This is a genomic window from Porphyrobacter sp. MBR-49 (assembly GCF_053628655.1).
In genome coordinates this window covers 94,488-110,532 of record NZ_JBRJGU010000008.1, presented here as the reverse complement: position 1 = coordinate 110,532, position 16,045 = coordinate 94,488, and the positions used below count along the sequence as shown (strand labels likewise).

The following is a 16,045-nucleotide window of genomic DNA, read 5'->3' as shown; positions in this document are numbered from 1 at the left end:
CTGCCTTAACCCCATAATACACCTTGTTTCGCATTCTTTCAGGGCATCATCTTGGACAACCAGCGCAATCTTCTGCTCGCCGTCGTGCTTTCGGGCCTGCTCATTCTCGGGTGGGACGTCGGGATGCGGTATTTCTATCCCGAAGCGGCACAGACCGCTTCTGTCACGGATACCGGCAGTCCGGCGCAGGCTGGCTCGGCTGCAGCAACCGGGGACATTGGCGCAGATGCCAAGCTCGCGCAGAAAGTAACGCTCAAGGGTGCGCTCGCCAGCCCTGACCGGGTGGTGATCGATACCCCGCGCGTTGCCGGTTCGATCAACCTTGTCGGCGCGCGGATCGATGACATCGTGCTCAAGGATTATCGTGAGACGCTGAAAAAAGATTCCGGCCCCGTGCGCCTGTTCGCGCCCGAAGGCACACCGGGCCAGTATTTCGCTGAATTCGGCTTTGTCACCGGCGGGCTGCGCCAACCTTCCACCGCGCTCTGGCAGGCGGACGGGGCAAAGCTTACGCCTGAAACACCGGTCACGCTGACCCGCACTGATGCTGCTGGCGTAACCTACACCATCCGCTTCGCGATTGACGCCGATTACATGATCACCGCCGATCAGACGGCGACCAACGCCAGCGCTGCGGCGGCGATTATCCAGCCGTTCGCGCTGATCAAGCGCACCAGCACGAATGCGACGCCTGATCAGTTTGTGGCCCATTCCGGCCCGGTGGGCGTGTTTGGCGGGACGCTGTGGGATCCGCATTCCTATGCTGAGTTGGCAGAGCTCGGCGGTGAAAAGCCCGAGGGCGCGGCAAGCTGGCTCGGCTTTACCGATCAATACTGGCTTGGCGCTCTGGTGCCCGGAAAAGGCGAAACCGACAGCGTCGGCTTCCGTGCGCTAGGCGGAGAACTGTTCCGTTCCGACCTGCTCTATGCCGCCAAGACTGTCCCCGCAGGCGGCAAGCTGACGCAATCGACCCGCCTTTACGCCGGGGCCAAGGACAGCCTGATCCTCGACAAGTACCAAGACAGCGGCATCACCTATTTCGGCAAAGCGATCAGCTGGGGTTGGTTCGAAATATTCGAAAAGCCGATCCTGTGGCTGCTGCGCACGCTGAACGGCCTCGTCGGCAATTTTGGCGTGGCGATCATCCTGCTGACCGTGATCATCCGCGGGCTGATGTTCCCGATCGCGCAAAAAGGCTTTGCCTCGATGGCGGGGATGAAGGCCGTTCAGCCCAAGATGAAAGAGATTCAGGAACGCTACAAGGACGACAAGCAGCGCCAGCAGCAGGAAATCATGAAGCTGTACAAGGATGAAAAGGTCAATCCCTTGTCCGGCTGCCTGCCGATGCTGATCCAGATTCCGGTGTTCTTCGCGCTTTACAAGGTGCTGGTGCTGGCAATCGAGATGCGGCACGAACCTTTCATCGGATGGATCAAGGATCTTTCGGTGCCCGATCCGGCGCATATCCTCAACCTGTTCGGGCTGCTGCCCTATGATGTGCCGGGCTTCCTGGCGATTGGCCCGTTGGCGGTGCTGCTGGGCATCACCATGTGGCTGACCTTCCGGCTCAACCCGACTGCGATGGACCCGATCCAGAAACAGATGTTTGCGATCATGCCGTGGGTGTTGATGTTCGTGATGGCACCGTTTGCAGCTGGCTTGCTGCTTTACTGGGTGACGTCGAACATCCTCACCGTGGCACAGCAAAGCTATCTTTATTCCAAGCACCCGCAGCTCAAAGCCGCGAGCGCGAAGGAAAAAGAAGTCGCCGACCGCAAGAAATCGGCCGAGGGATAGCGCGTGACCGTGCAGGACGAATCCGAACAGACCGCGCGCGAGGAAGCGGCCAGCAAGCTCTTTTCAGGGCCGGTCGATTTTCTGCTGTCCGCGCCGCAGCTGCAATTCCTGCCCGATCCGGTGGTGCCCGAAATCGCGTTTTGCGGGCGCAGCAATGTTGGGAAATCATCGCTACTCAATGCGCTGACCGGACGGCGGGCGATTGCGCGCGCTTCGGTGACGCCGGGGCGCACGCAGGAATTGAACTTTTTCGATGTCGGGCGGCCCGAAGAAGGCGACCCGCTGCCGCTGTTCCGGCTGGTCGACATGCCCGGCTATGGCTTTGCCAAGGCACCGGTGAAGGTCGTGGGCAAGTGGAAAACGCTGGTCAAAAGCTACCTGCGCGGACGGGCGGTGCTGGCGCGCACATTGGTGCTGGTCGATAGCCGCCACGGGCTGAAACATACCGATCGCGAAATGATGACGATGCTGGATGAAGCCGCTGCCAGTTACCGCGTGGTGTTGACCAAGACCGACAAGATCAAGGCAAGCGAACTGGAAGCAGTCGCCAATCGCACTGCTGACGAGATCAGAAAACACGTCGCCGCCTACCCCGAATTGCACCTCACCAGCGCCGAAAAGGGCATGGGGATCGCGGCATTGCGTGCCGCCGTTGTCAGCGATGCCTTGGGTGAAGGCTGGGCGGGATAGGCTGCCTGCGGCCAAAGCGAACATCGAAGCGCACCGGACCGAAGGCTGAGAGTGACCGGCTGACGCCTGTAGGATCATGCGAAGGGGCTGAAGCCAAGCGGATCATGGAACTGACCGCCTGAGATATCGAGGCTTCGTTCGCGATGTCGAACAGGGAAAATCGCGTAAGGACCAGAAACTCGGTCACCGCAAACGTATCGTCGTGCGCGGCGGACCTGGTGCGGCACGCAAGGCCTTTCGCGACCTCTCCGCCATGTGCAGCTTCGCTGTCCGCCGCGGACTGGTCGACACCAACCCATGCGGGAAAGCAGTCGTCAGGAGGACAGATGGGCAGCCGCCTTCAGTGACGAGCAACATTGAACAGCACTGGTTCGGCTGTACCGAGCATTGCATATGCGTTGTCGCAGGGTGTATGCACCTCTTCTATTCCGTCCGCACTCCCGATATATTGCAACAGGTTACGCATTCCATGCCCAAAGCCAAGATGCCCGCCAACCTGACCATGGCCGATATTGCCCGATTGGCGGGCGTTTCTCCGATCACGGTTTCGCGCGCATTGGCTGGCAGCGCCGCGGTGCGCGACGAAACACGCCAGAAGATTGTTCGCATCGCCGAGGAGGCTGGGTACCGCCTCAACCAAGCAGCGCGGAACCTGCGCCACCAGCGCAGCAATACGATTGCAGTCGTGGTCGAAATGACCCCATCAAGTACTCGCCCGATGAGCGAACCATATCCGCTGGCGTTGCTCGGTGGGATTGTCCAGGAATTGTCGAGCGCGAATTTTACGCTCAGCCTGTCGACGCTCGCCACCTTTGCCGCTGCACCCGGGGCGGTCGACGGAATCATTTTGCTCGGCCAGGGAATGCATAATGATGCGGTGGCCGATATCGAAAGACTGGGTCTTCCGCTGGTGGTCTGGGGCGCGGTCAGACCCGACAGCCGTCATGTGGTTGTAGGGAGTGACAATCGAGATGGCGGAGTTCTCGCCGCAGACAGGATGGAGCTATTGGGACGCAAGCGGCTGGTGTTCCTAGGGGATACCGAACATGCCGAAGTCGCTGACCGGCATGAGGGCTTCACATCAAGGTTGCTAGACAATGGGGCGACGCTGCTGGGCACTGTTCCTTGCGAATTCAGCTTTGTCGCCGGCCATGATGCGATGCAGGAACTGTTGAACCAGCATGGCAACCAGATCGATGGTGTATTCGCCAGCAATGATGCCATCGCCATGGGCGCGATCCGCGCCCTTGCTGAAGTAGGCCGGCGCATTCCGCGAGATGTGGCAGTGATCGGCTTCGACGATTCACAAAGCGCCTCGTTTTTCGTCCCCGCGCTTACAACGGTGCGCCAGCATTGGAATGAGGGAGGCAGGTTGTTGGCGCGTAAGGCGCTCGCCGCGATTCAAGGTGAACATGCCGAATCAGAAGAAATGCCAGTGGAACTTATCGTAAGATCGAGCTGAATCGACCGAGTGAAATACCCACCTATCCGCAAGCCCTAAAATGCCAACAGCAGATTTTCCGGCTGACTGCTTGGGAGTTATGATATCCGTACCATGAAAATGACATCGATATCTTGACATCGATACCATAATGCGTTCATGTCGTCCGCATAGAAGTGCCGATGGATGGTTTTCGCCATGCAAACGGCCCTGCGGAAACGCATTATGGAGAGGGCATTGTTGGATAAGGCGCGCATTCCTGCGGCAGATGCTGACGTCTGGCATCTTTGCCAGACGGGCTTCGATATGTTGGAGGAGTCCTCTCGGGCAAGCGTATTCGCACTCGCTAATGGTGTTCTCGGCGTGCGCGGCGGCCTCGACGAGCTAGCGGGGGATCATGCAGCGATCCTTTCCGATGCTCACATCGCCAACCCGATCCATTATCATGAAAGCTTCACCGGATTCGCTACCAGTTCGGACATGCGCTTTGCGGCACCTAGTCCGGTTCAAATCGCGCTGGAAATCGATGGCAAGCCCTTCGTTCCGGGTGGGGATGCCCCGCTGGCATTCGAGCGGAAGCTCGGCCTCGTCGATGGGATTCTTCACCGCACAACCAGCTGGCGTATTGATCAGGATCGTATCCTCCATCTCACTGTCTTGCGTCTCGTCGCGCCAGGAGCCGGCGCGCATTGCGCCAGTCAGATCCGGCTGCGGGTAACGGGCGGAAGCGCGGATATCTCGCTCAGCTTTCCACTCGAATGCCAAGGGGCCGACCCGGCCGCGGTTGATGATCCCCGGTTCAATCGCGCCACGCCGCTCCGCCGCATCAGCCTGGACGAGAGTGGGGTTGAGGCCTGTTTTCGCGCCGGCGATGGCGCGCAGGCCGTCGATTTGGCAATGGTGCAAGCGATCGACATCGATCCCGCTGCAGGCAAACTCATCCTTGATGATGGCCACGCCACTGCACTGTTCTCTCTGGACGATGGTGCCGAAGGAATGGTGGAGCGGCATGTCCACTATGCCTTCGGGCCCGATGGCCCGGACAGGGCACGAGAGCTTCTCCAGCACAACCGGACGACGGGCTGGGGCGGGCTTGCAGAGGTAGCGCAAGCGGAATTGGCGCGGTTCTGGGCAGGTGCCGACATCGCAATTTCGGGTGACAGCGGAATGGAGCAGGCGATTCGTCTGGCGATGTTCCATCTCTACCAATCTGCCAGCCGCGACAACCGGCACTCGATCGCCGCCAAGGGCCTGACCGGCGAAGGCTACGAAGGGCACTATTTCTGGGACACGGAAGTGTTCGTCTTGCCAGCGCTGGCCTTTCTCGCGCCCGAACTTGCTGCGCCAATTCTGCGCTACCGCATTGGCACGCTCGACAACGCCAGACGCAATGCGCGCCAGATGGGTCACGCCAGCGGAGCGCTCTATCCCTGGCGCACGATTGGAGGGGATGAGTGTTCAGCACATTATCCCACCGGGGCCGCACAATACCACATCAATGCCGATATCGCCTATGCGCTAAACCTCTATCGCGAGGCTACTGGTGATGCGCATCTGGTGCGCGATGCAGCGCCGATGCTGTTCGAAACCGCGCGCATTTGGCTGGAAATCGGGCATTTCAATGTGCGCCGAGGGGGTGCCTTTACAATCCATGGCGTAACGGGGCCGGATGAATACACCGGTCTGGTCGACAATGATTATTACACCAATGCCATGGCTGCGCGGCATTTGGCGTTTGCAGCAACGCTGGCCAGCGAAATGGAGCAGGAGGATCCCGAGCATTTTCGCGCCCTGACAGAAGAACTTTCGCTAACACCGCGCGAAGTCGAGCAATGGCGCGCGGCCTCGGCGGCGATGTGGCTGCCCCTTGACGAGACGCTGGGAATCCATCCGCAAGACGACAGTTTCCTCGACAAACCTGTCTTTCCCTTCGCTGATCTTCCGCGTGATCGCTTTCCGCTTCTGCTTCACCACCACCCCCTGCAGTTGTTCCGGCATCAATTGTGCAAGCAGGGCGATGTGGTGCAGGCCATGCATCTGGCGGGCGAAGACGTGCCGCTTGCGGCCAAGCGCCGAGACCTTGCGTATTATACCCCGCTGACCACGCATGATTCCACGCTGTCAGCCACTGCATTTGCCATCGTTTCAGCGGAAACGGGCCAAGCGGCGCAGGCGCTCGATTATCACCACGAGACTGCATATGTCGATCTCGAGAACCGGCACGGCAACACGCATCACGGGCTGCACATGGCAGCAATGGCCGGTAGCTGGCTGGTTCTTGCGATGGGCTGGGGTGGAATGCGGATCGTCAAGGGACGGTTACACTTCCGTCCAACTTGCCCAGACAGCTGGGGATCGTACAGTTTTCGGTTGCGCTGGCGCGGCGCGCTTTTGGAAATCAATGTCAGCGCCGACAAAACCATTTATCGGCTCATCTCCGGTGATCTGCCGCTGATCCTCGATCATGGCCGCAAAGTGGTGCCGAGCGCCGCTGGAACAGTTCTGCTCCGCTCGATGGTTGATGCCGTGATTTTCGATCTCGACGGGGTTCTGACCGATACGGCGCAAGCGCACTTCAAAGCATGGAAGCGGCTGTGTGACGAAGAAGGCCTGCCCTTCGACGAGCACTTCAATGAGAACCTCAAAGGCGTCGATCGTCCAGCATCGCTGGCTTTGATCCTCGAAGCGGCCGGCGTCGCGGCGGATGCAGCGACACGCGAAGAAATGATGACGCGCAAGAATAAATATTACCGCGAAGCGATTGCCCATTATGGCCCGGACGATCTGTTCTCGGGCGCGCGCGAATTGCTTACCGATTGCCTCGCCGCAGGCCTAAAAATCGGCCTTGCATCGGCCAGCCGCAATGCCCGCGACGTGGTCCGGGCGCTGGGCATAGAAAACCTGTTCGACACGATCACCGATGCAGGAACGATCAAGCGCGGCAAACCCGATCCGGAAATCTTCCTCGCTACCGCACAAGAGCTCGGCTGCGATCCGTCGCGCTGCGTCGGGGTGGAAGATGCCGCCGCAGGAATCGCTGCGATCAAGGGTGCCGGAATGCGGGCTATTGGAGTCGGCAGCCCCCACGCACTGGCAGCAGCCGATAGCGTCGTTTCCGAAATTTCTGCGCTTGATGTCGCGGTACTGACCACAGCCCTTACCCCTGAAGAACGTGACCAATTGAAGCTGGAGAAATAAGATGAGCTATAAAACAAAATGGCTGGCTTCGGCAGCCGCAATTACTTTCCTGTTTCCTGCTGTAGCACAGGCGCAAAACGCCGATACTGCGACCGGAGACGAAACAGCCGAGACTGAGTATTCCGGTGAAATTGTCGTCACCGCGCGACCCGGCGGTTCCGGCCAACGCAAGCAGGACGCAGCTTTTGCGATCAGTTCGATCGACAGCGCCGCGATGGACCAGATCGCCCCTAGCAGTACCGCCGATCTTCTCTCCGTTGTGCCGGGCGTATGGTCCGAAAGTTCGGGCGGGCAAAACGGCGCGAACATCTTCGTGCGCGGCTTCCCAGGTGGCGGCGATGCCGAATTCGTGACTTTCCAGTATCAAGGCTCGCCAGCCTTCCCGCCGCCAACGCTTTCCTTCCTGGAAAACTCGCAGCTGTTCCGGATCGATGAAACCGTTTCGCGGATCGAAGCGGTGCGCGGTGGCCCGGCGCAGGTTTTCTCGAACGGGCAGGTTGGCCTTACCGCCAATATAATTCCCGTAACCGGCGGGCCGGATTTCGAAGGCTTGATCAAGGCGGGCGTAACCGATTTTGGTGACAAGCGCTTCGATGCAGTGATCAGCGGGCCGCTCGGCCCTGATACCGGCTTCATGGTCGGCGGTTATTACCATTCGGGCGACGGGATCCGTGATGCGGGTTTTACCGCTGAGGAAGGCGGCCAGATCAGCGCCAACGTTACGCATGATTTTGGCGATGGCAACATCACCGTATGGGGCCGCTATCTCAATGATCAAGGCGCATGGCTCTTACCGATCCCGATCATCCAGAACGCTGACGGCAGCCTTGCGGATTTCCCCGGATTCAAACGCGGGACGGGCACTTTCAATAGCCCCGAAACACGCTTGACCATTCCCAATGACGGGGTGACGATCGATCAGTCGGAAGGTCGCGGAGCCAATCTGGTCAATTTTGGTTTCGATCTCGATTATTCGCTGTCGGATACCATCTCATTGTTTTCCAAGACCAGCTACCTTAACGGTTCGGCCGACACGCGCGGGCTGGTTCCCGCAGGAGCGCCGACGAGCGTTGCGGAGATCGCCTCGCGTTCAGGCGCAGGTGTTGGTAGCGTGACCTTTGTCAATGGCGGCGGGGCATTTGACCAAAGTAATGCTGTTATCGAAGTGGGCGCGTGGCGGGTCGACAAAGACCTAGAAGCCTTTACGACCGAGAACGGTCTGAACTTTGAGTTCGGCTCGCATACGCTGACTGCTGGGGTCTATTACGCCTCCTTCTCCTCGCGCGATCGCTGGAATCTGGGCAACTTCCTGCTGCTCGAAGCGGTCAGCAATCCGCGCGTTCTCAACATGACGCTTGACGACGGCCGCCCGGTGACACGCAACGGCTTTACGCGCGGCTCCTTCTTCAACGTCAATGCCGATTACGATGGTGAGGACGTGGCGGCCTACCTGTCGGACGAATGGCAGGTCAACGATCAGTTGCGGCTCGATGCGGGCATCCGCTGGCACCGCCACGAGGTGACCGGCAGCCTTGAAAACAACGATTTCGGCGTCGATACCGATGGCGATCCCGATACGTTGTTCAATAATGACGATGCGGTGCTCAACGGCACCTTCTCGAACATCCAGTTCTCGAAAAGCAAGGCCTCTTGGACTGCAGGCGCGAATTATGCCTTTACCGATGATGTCGGCGCATTCCTGCGTTACAGTCGGGGCAACAGCTTCCCGCAGTTCGACCAGCTTCGCGATGGGCTGCGGCTAGTGCAGGAAATCGACACTATCGAGGGCGGGCTAAAGATCAGCAAACCGGTTTACAGCCTGTTTGCAACGGTGTTCTATAATGATTTCAGTGGTATCCAAAACACCCAAATCGTCAACGGCGCACCGATCCCCAATGTCGGGTCGGCCAGTGCCATCGGGGTCGAAGTGGAAGGCGAGTTGCGGCCCATTGAAGGCCTGAGTCTGGGTGGCAACCTTACCTATCTCAACGCGGAATATGACAATTTCTTTGCGCTGGGTGGTACGGTCGATGCATCGGGCAATCAGCTGGAACGGCAGCCCGAATGGCAGGCACGCGGACGTGCTGCCTATACGGCACAACTGGGCAGTATCGAAGCGACGTTATTCGGATCGGCGCAATGGGTTGACTCGCGCTTCTCGGACAATCTCAATACCCAGGTCCTGCCGTCCTATACCAAGGTCGATGCCGGCATCTCGGCGGTGGTCAATGATAGGCTGACGCTAATGGTTACGGCTGACAACCTTCTGGATTCGCATGGAATCACCGAAGGTAATCCGCGCGTGATCGGTTCGCAGGGCGTAGGCCCAATCCTCGCACGGCCGATCCTCGGCCAGTCATTTACCTTCAGCGCACAGTTCAATTTCTGATCAGTACGCTGATAATTCCCGAAAGCTTCTTGCGTTCGGGTCGCATCCACCAGGGGGCTTGGTTCCCCCTGGTGGATTTGCATACCTCAAACTGAGGAAGGACAAGCGATGCCGGCCAGCCGTACCCGCGTGATCGTTGCGATCATACTGGCTTACATGCTTTTCGCAGTGCTGCTTAACAGCGTAGGGACTGTGATTCTGCAGTCGATTGCCTCGCTCGGCCAAACCAAATCGAGCGCCGCGATACTCGAGGCGTTCAAAGATCTGCCGATTGCGCTTGTCAGCTTCCTGGTGGCCTCGTTCCTTCCGCGCTTTGGATTGCGCAACAGTATGGCTTTGGCATCTGCCATGGTTTGCGTGGCCTGCATTGCTATGCCGCTGCTCCCATCGTTCGCCACTACCAAGCTGCTGTTCGCAGTCACCGGGGCGAGTTTCGCGCTGATCAAGGTTTCGGCCTATGCCATGGTCGGGCTAGTGGCACGCGATAAGGCTGATCACGCAAGCCTGATCAGCACAATCGAAGGTTTGTTCATGGTTGGCGTCCTGTCGGGATACTGGCTGTTTGGAGCCTTCATTGACAGCACGTCTCCGGCGAGTCTGCGCTGGCTGAATGTCTATTGGTTACTCGCTCTTGCCGCTGCGGTGGTAGCAATAGTCGTCCGCACAACCCCGCTGGATGAAAGCGCCGCGCGCCCGATGAACGATGCGCCCAGCCAAGATTTCACCGCCATTTTCACGCTGGCGCTGCAACCCTTGGTGCTGGCATTTCTGCTGTCAGCTTTCCTCTATGTCGTTGTGGAGCAGGCGATTGGCACATGGTTGCCAACATTCAACAATGAAGTGCTGCACATGCCCCAGGCGATGAGTGTGATGGCCGCCAGCCTTTTTGCAGCAGCTATAGCGGCGGGGCGACTCGGTGCAGGATTCGTGCTGCGCCGGGTGTCTTGGTACAAGGTCATTATATTCTGCATCGCAATGATGGCGTTGCTGGTTTTGCTCACCCTGCCGCTGACGCGCGGCCTGATGCCTGATCCGCAAATGACGTGGCCGAATGCGCCAATTGCGGCCTTCATTCTCCCGCTAGTGGGACTATTTCTTGCGCCGATTTATCCCGTCATCAATTCACGGGTTCTATCAGCTCTCCCACCGCCGGATCATGCGGTGATGACCGGGCTGATCGTGGTCTTTTCGGCATTGGGCGGAACCACGGGATCATACATCACTGGGCAAGTGTTCGCCGCCCTTGGCGGGCAGGTTGCCTTCTACCTTTCGCTAGTGCCGATGGCCTTGCTGCTTTTAGCGGTATCGCTGTTCAAGCGACTGGGCGGGCGTCAGGAGTTGGCCGCAAAAGGCTAGGGTTTTGTCGGGCTGCTTTCATGTGTTAGGGTGCATTTTCGTGTCAGAAAAAGCGATGGCGGGCTGATATGAGAGGGGGCTACAAGGCAATTTGTACTTTGCTGAATCGCCAGCCTTGCATCGCCACAATGCTACGCTGGCGCTTTCGAGGCATCAGACCGCGATTTTGCTCGGATCACGCTATCAGTGCGGCAAGCTGTGCCACGTTTTTGATGCGGCGCTGATGATACTCATCAAGGGCGTCGCCAAGGCGGCCTGACTATAACCCAGTTTCTTTTTTAATTCATGAAGTTCCTCATCAATTCCGGGTAAAACCAGATGCTCATGAGCACGGCATTGATACAAGCGATCACCAAGGCGCTCAACCTCGACGATATCGCTTCGTCGGGCCGGACGATGAGCCGCGCCATCGAGCGGCTGCGCGAAGGCGGCACGCGCCCGCCGATCTGCATCGTCATTCATGCCGTCTTTTCTGGAACTGCGCATGATGAGATCCTGTCGGCGGGCGCCGCGCGAGTCATCTCGACGGATTCCATCCCTCATCCAAGCAACGCAATTTCGATGGCCGCACCGCTGGCCCGCGCCGTTTCCGATCTGATTGCAAGAAAAGGCCAAGTCCGATGAACGAGCACAAGCCCGCCCACCATCACGCCGACGGCGCGACGCCTGACCAGGCCTGCCATCATGGGCACGGCACGCAGGGAAGTCCGGCATCCGACGATGGTCGCTATGACAAGGTTCCCGAAGGCTTTGGCGGTGCGGTCTATACTTGCCCGATGCACCCGCAGGTCCGACAGACAGGGCCGGGATCGTGCCCGATCTGCGGCATGGGGCTTGAACTCGAATCCGCCACGATGGCCGAAGATGCCCCCAACCCCGAACTCGTGGATTTCACCCGGCGGTTCTGGATCGGTGCGGTGCTGACACTGCCGCTGCTGATCTTCACCATGGGGCCATACCTCGGCCTTGGCGGCGTCAGGGATATCCTCGGCGAACGGCACACGCTCTGGATCGAATTTGCTCTCGGCACGCCGGTCGTCCTGTGGTGCGGCTGGCCGTTTCTGGTGCGGGGTTGGAACTCGTTCCGTTCGCTGAACCTCAACATGTTCTCGCTGATCGGCATGGGGGTGATGTCCGCCTGGGCGTTCAGCGTTGTGGCGGTGCTTGCGCCGGGCATATTCCCCGATGGCTTCCGCGATGCAGAGGGCCATGTCGGGGTCTATTTCGAAGCGGCGGCGGTCATCGTCACGCTGGTGCTGCTGGGTCAGGTGATGGAGTTGCGTGCGCGCGAGGGCACGGGCAAGGCCATCCGCGCGCTGCTCGACCTTGCCGCCAAGACGGCGCGCGTGATCCGGGCTGACGGCAGCGAGGAGGACATCGCGCTTGAAGATGTGCAGGCGGGCGACCGTCTGCGCGTGCGCCCCGGCGACAAGGTGCCGGTTGACGGCGTGGTTGTGGACGGCCGCTCATCGGTCGATGAAAGCATGATCAGCGGCGAACCAATCCCGGTTGAAAAGAATGTGGGCGATTTGCTGACCGGGGCTACGATCAACGGGACCGGCAGCCTGACGATGGAGGCAACGCGGGTGGGTGCGGACACCATGTTGTCGCAGATCGTCGAGATGGTGGCGAATGCCCAGCGCTCGCGCGCGCCGATCCAGAAATATGCGGACAAAGTCTCGGGCTGGTTCGTGCCGGTGGTGATCGGGTTTGCTGCGCTGGCGTTTATCGGATGGGCGCTCTGGGGACCGGCCCCGGCGCTGTCCTATGCGCTGATCGCCGCCGTCGCCGTGCTGATCATCGCCTGCCCCTGCGCGCTTGGGCTCGCCACCCCGATGTCGATCATGACCGCCACCGGGCGCGGCGCGCAGGCCGGTGTGCTGATCAAGAACGCCGAAGCGCTGGAGCGTTTTGAAAAGGTCGACACGCTGATGGTCGACAAGACCGGGACGCTGACCGAAGGCAAGCCGCGGCTGATTGCCGTGCTGCCCGAACAGGGCCACGATGAAACTGAAGTGCTCCGCCTTGCCGCAACGCTTGAAAAGGGCTCGGAGCACCCCTTAGCCGAAGCGATCGTTGCGGGCGCGCAGGAACGCGGCGTGGCGTTGGGTGAGGCCAGTGACTTCGAGGCGGTCACGGGCAAGGGGGTGAAGGGCGTGGTCGACGGCAAGAGCGTGGCCCTCGGCAATCTCAAGCTCGTCACCGACCTGGGACTCGAGGCAGCCGAATTGACCGAAAAGGCCAATGCGCACCGCGACCTGGGCGAAACGGTGATGTTCGTTGTTTTGGACGGCGCGGTTGCCGGATTGGTCAGCGTGGCCGATCCGGTCAAGGAGACAACGCCAGCCGCGCTCAAGGCGCTTCATGAGCTTGGCTTTCGCATCATCATGGCAACCGGCGACAATGAGCGAACTGCGCGGGCCGTCGCCGCGCGGCTCGGCATCGACGAGATCCGCGCCGACGTGCTTCCACAAGACAAGGCGCGCATCATCGAGGAGCTTCAACGCGAAGGGCGCAAGGTCGCCATGGCCGGTGATGGCGTCAACGACGCTCCCGCGCTCGCACAGGCCGATGTCGGCATCGCCATGGGCACAGGCGCGGATGTCGCCATCGAAAGCGCGGGGATCACGCTGGTCAAGGGCAATCTCGACGGGATCGTGCGCGCGCGCCGACTGGCTAGGGCGACGATGCGCAACATCCGCCAGAACCTGTTCTTCGCGCTGATCTACAATGCCGCGGGCGTGCCGGTGGCGGCTGGACTGCTCTATCCCGTGTTCGGCATCCTCATTAGCCCGATGTTCGCAGCCTTCGCGATGAGCGCATCATCGATCTCGGTCGTTACCAACTCGCTGCGCCTGCGCAGCGCGAACATCTGAGAGGGAAGCATAATGGACAGGAGGCAGCACCCTGAAGGAGGCGGCAACTGGAAACCTGCTCGTGCAGGCGGAAAGCCGAAGCCTGTCGGCTTTCCCGGCTGGCGCGTAATAAGAAATGCCCGCAGGTGCAGCGTGCGTGCGGGGCCCTGCGTATGAAACACCGCGCCCTTAAGAGCAGGGCAGAAGGTCTTGCGGGACAGAGCCGCGACGACAGCCCCGCTCCAGCTCGAGGGACGTTGCGGGGTCTCCCGCACGAAGGGGTAGGCCGAGATAGCGCAGCGGCTCGGGCTCAGGGGAAGGCTTTCCCCTCTTCAAGGACAGATTGAGTTCACCGGTCAACACAATATGAAACGGTGTTGACCAGGTGTTGACCAGCGCAAATCGAGAGGCCGACAGTCCTTCGCCAACTGGCATAAATCCATGTTTTTATTGAGAAAATTTGGAGCGGGCGAAGGGATTCGAACCCTCGACCCCAACCTTGGCAAGGTTGTGCTCTACCCCTGAGCTACGCCCGCTCACTGGCGCTGGCAGAAACCGGAACAAGCGCGGTATCTGCCGGAGAGGCGGCGCGATTAGCAGTGCCTTGTCGGGGCTGCAAGCGCAAAATTGGGCCAATTGGGGCTTGATCGCAGGCCTGTGAGCGGCCAGCACGGATTGCCCGCTTCACATCTGCGCCGAACGCCCCACATTGGGGCAGCAACAACGCAGCCACACAGCAAGACACAGGAGCTTTCCATTGGCCAGCATGGGACTGAGCATCGACGAACAAAAAGCGGTCGAACGCTTCCGCAAGGACGTGGTCGATCCGTCGCAGACCAGCCTCGTCATCGTTGATTTCTGGGCCGAATGGTGCGGGCCGTGCAAGGCGCTGACCCCGGTGCTGGAAAAGGTCGCGGGTGAATATGCCGACAAGGGCGTGGTGCTGGCGAAGATCAATGTCGATGAAGAACAATTCATCGCCGCGCAGTTCCAGGTGCGATCAATCCCGACGGTCTATGCGATGTTTCAGGGCCAGCCGGTCGCCGATCTGACCAGCGCACGCACCGAATCGCAGCTCAAGGCGGCTATCGACCAGTTGCTGACGCAATTGCCAGTGCAGGCGGGTGCCGCCGGGGCTGCGCCGCCGCAGGGGCCTTCGCCAGAGGAGATCGCGCAGTTCATCAAGCTGGGTGACGAGGCACTGTCCTCAGGCGATCCGCAGCGCGCGGCGAGCATCTTTGCCCAGATCACCGAATTCGCGCCCGATAATGCCCCCGCCCACGCCGGGCTGGTGCGCGCGCTGGTGCAATTGGGTGAGGTCGATCAGGCGCATCAGGTGATGCAGGTGATTGACGCCGATCCGCGGCTTGCCACCGATCCAGCAATCGCAGGCGCAAAAAGCGCGTTGGAACTGGCAGGCACCAGGGTTGATGATGGCGAGCTTGCCGCCCTGCGCGCCGCCGCTGTTGCAAAGCCTGACGATATGGACGCGCAGTTCGCCTTTGCCGAGGCTGCCTTTGCCGCTGGTGCGCGCGATGAGGCGGCCGATACGCTGCTGGCGATGGTCGCCACGAATCGCGAGTGGAACGAAGGCGCGGCGCGCGCAAAACTGCTCAAGATATTCGAAGCGACCGGGCTTGAGGATGAATGGGTGGTCGCAACCCGCCGCCGTCTGTCGCGCGTGTTGTTCGGTTGAGCGCAGCGGTCATGTCCAGACGCCTCTCGATCTTCCCGCTCACCGGCGCAGTGCTGTTCCCCGGAATGCAACTGCCGCTACATATCTTTGAACCGCGTTATCGTGCGCTGGTCAGCGATGCACTGATCCGTGACCGGCAGATCGCGATGATTCAGCCGCAGCGTGCCATCGAAGGCGCGCCGCTGTTCAGCGTCGGCTGCGTCGGGCGGATTGGTGAGGTGCAGGCGATGGATGACGGGCGCTACAACATCGCCTTGGAAGGCGTCGCCCGGTTCCGGCTGGTGCGCGAACTGGAGGTCACCACCGCATTCCGCCAGATCGAGGCGGATATTTATGACGAGGACGAGGACGAAACCCTGACCCACGCCCAGCGCGGCGGGTTTGAACGTGAGGCGCGCGCCTTTGCCGATGCGCAAGGATACAGCGTCGACTGGGATTCGGTGGAGCGGCTGGATGATCGCTCGCTGATCAACGGGGTGTCGCAGATCGCCCCGTTCGATCCGGCGAGCAAACAGGCGTTGCTGGAGGCAGAAACACTGACCGACCGCTGCGAATTGCTGGTGCAACTGATGCAGTTCTATGGCCGCACCGATGGCGGCGAGGAAATCGTGACGCTGCAATAA

At 60.2% G+C, this 16,045-nt stretch carries 11 protein-coding genes, 1 tRNA gene and 1 pseudogene; 12 read left to right on the top strand and 1 reads right to left on the bottom strand.

Annotated features, from left to right (window positions below; genetic code table 11):
- Positions 1–51: 51 nt before the first annotated feature.
- From yidC to ACSSV3_RS12200, 10 genes and pseudogenes are all read left to right on the top strand, one after another.
- Positions 52–1,797, top strand: a complete 1,746-nt coding sequence (gene yidC, locus ACSSV3_RS12245) for a membrane protein insertase YidC (protein WP_354326248.1) — start codon at positions 52–54, stop codon at positions 1,795–1,797.
- 3 nt (positions 1,798–1,800) lie between these two features.
- Positions 1,801–2,487: a ribosome biogenesis GTP-binding protein YihA/YsxC gene (yihA, locus tag ACSSV3_RS12240; RefSeq protein ID WP_354326247.1), complete on the top strand. Its 687-nt coding sequence runs from the start codon at positions 1,801–1,803 to the stop codon at positions 2,485–2,487.
- Positions 2,488–2,956: 469 nt separating this feature from the next.
- Positions 2,957–3,949, top strand: a complete 993-nt coding sequence (locus ACSSV3_RS12235; RefSeq protein WP_354326246.1) for a LacI family DNA-binding transcriptional regulator — start codon at positions 2,957–2,959, stop codon at positions 3,947–3,949.
- A gap of 165 nt (positions 3,950–4,114) precedes the next feature.
- Positions 4,115–4,618 (top strand): annotated as a pseudogene (locus tag ACSSV3_RS12230) (hypothetical protein); the annotation flags it as partial.
- 207 nt (positions 4,619–4,825) lie between these two features.
- Entirely contained in the window at positions 4,826–7,126 is a 2,301-nt protein-coding gene (gene pgmB / locus ACSSV3_RS12225) for a beta-phosphoglucomutase (RefSeq protein WP_354326295.1), read from the top strand.
- 1 nt (position 7,127) lies between these two features.
- On the top strand, positions 7,128–9,515 hold the full coding sequence (locus ACSSV3_RS12220) for a TonB-dependent receptor (protein WP_354326244.1): 2,388 nt from the start codon (positions 7,128–7,130) through the stop codon (positions 9,513–9,515).
- A 108-nt stretch (positions 9,516–9,623) separates the two neighbouring features.
- Complete coding sequence (locus tag ACSSV3_RS12215) at positions 9,624–10,871, top strand: MFS transporter (protein ID WP_354326243.1); 1,248 nt, start codon at positions 9,624–9,626, stop codon at positions 10,869–10,871.
- 115 nt (positions 10,872–10,986) lie between these two features.
- Positions 10,987–11,130: a hypothetical protein gene (locus ACSSV3_RS12210; protein ID WP_354326241.1), complete on the top strand. Its 144-nt coding sequence runs from the start codon at positions 10,987–10,989 to the stop codon at positions 11,128–11,130.
- 65 nt (positions 11,131–11,195) lie between these two features.
- Entirely contained in the window at positions 11,196–11,495 is a 300-nt protein-coding gene (locus tag ACSSV3_RS12205) for a hypothetical protein (RefSeq protein ID WP_354326240.1), read from the top strand.
- Positions 11,492–13,747 (top strand): copper-transporting P-type ATPase, encoded by a 2,256-nt coding sequence (locus tag ACSSV3_RS12200; protein WP_354326239.1) that lies wholly within the window; start codon positions 11,492–11,494, stop codon positions 13,745–13,747. The genes ACSSV3_RS12205 and ACSSV3_RS12200 overlap by 4 nt, the downstream gene beginning before the upstream one ends.
- 440 nt (positions 13,748–14,187) lie before the next feature.
- On the opposite strand, the gene ACSSV3_RS12195 is transcribed toward ACSSV3_RS12200, so the two are convergent.
- Positions 14,188–14,262: transfer RNA gene (locus ACSSV3_RS12195), tRNA-Gly, on the bottom strand.
- Positions 14,263–14,492: 230 nt separating this feature from the next.
- Between ACSSV3_RS12195 and ACSSV3_RS12190 the strand changes: the two genes are divergently transcribed.
- Both ACSSV3_RS12190 and ACSSV3_RS12185 read left to right on the top strand, forming a co-directional pair.
- Positions 14,493–15,422: a tetratricopeptide repeat protein gene (locus tag ACSSV3_RS12190; protein WP_354326293.1), complete on the top strand. Its 930-nt coding sequence runs from the start codon at positions 14,493–14,495 to the stop codon at positions 15,420–15,422.
- Between the two features lie 11 nt (positions 15,423–15,433).
- A complete protein-coding gene (locus ACSSV3_RS12185; RefSeq protein WP_354326237.1) occupies positions 15,434–16,045 on the top strand; it encodes an LON peptidase substrate-binding domain-containing protein in 612 nt (203 codons plus the stop codon).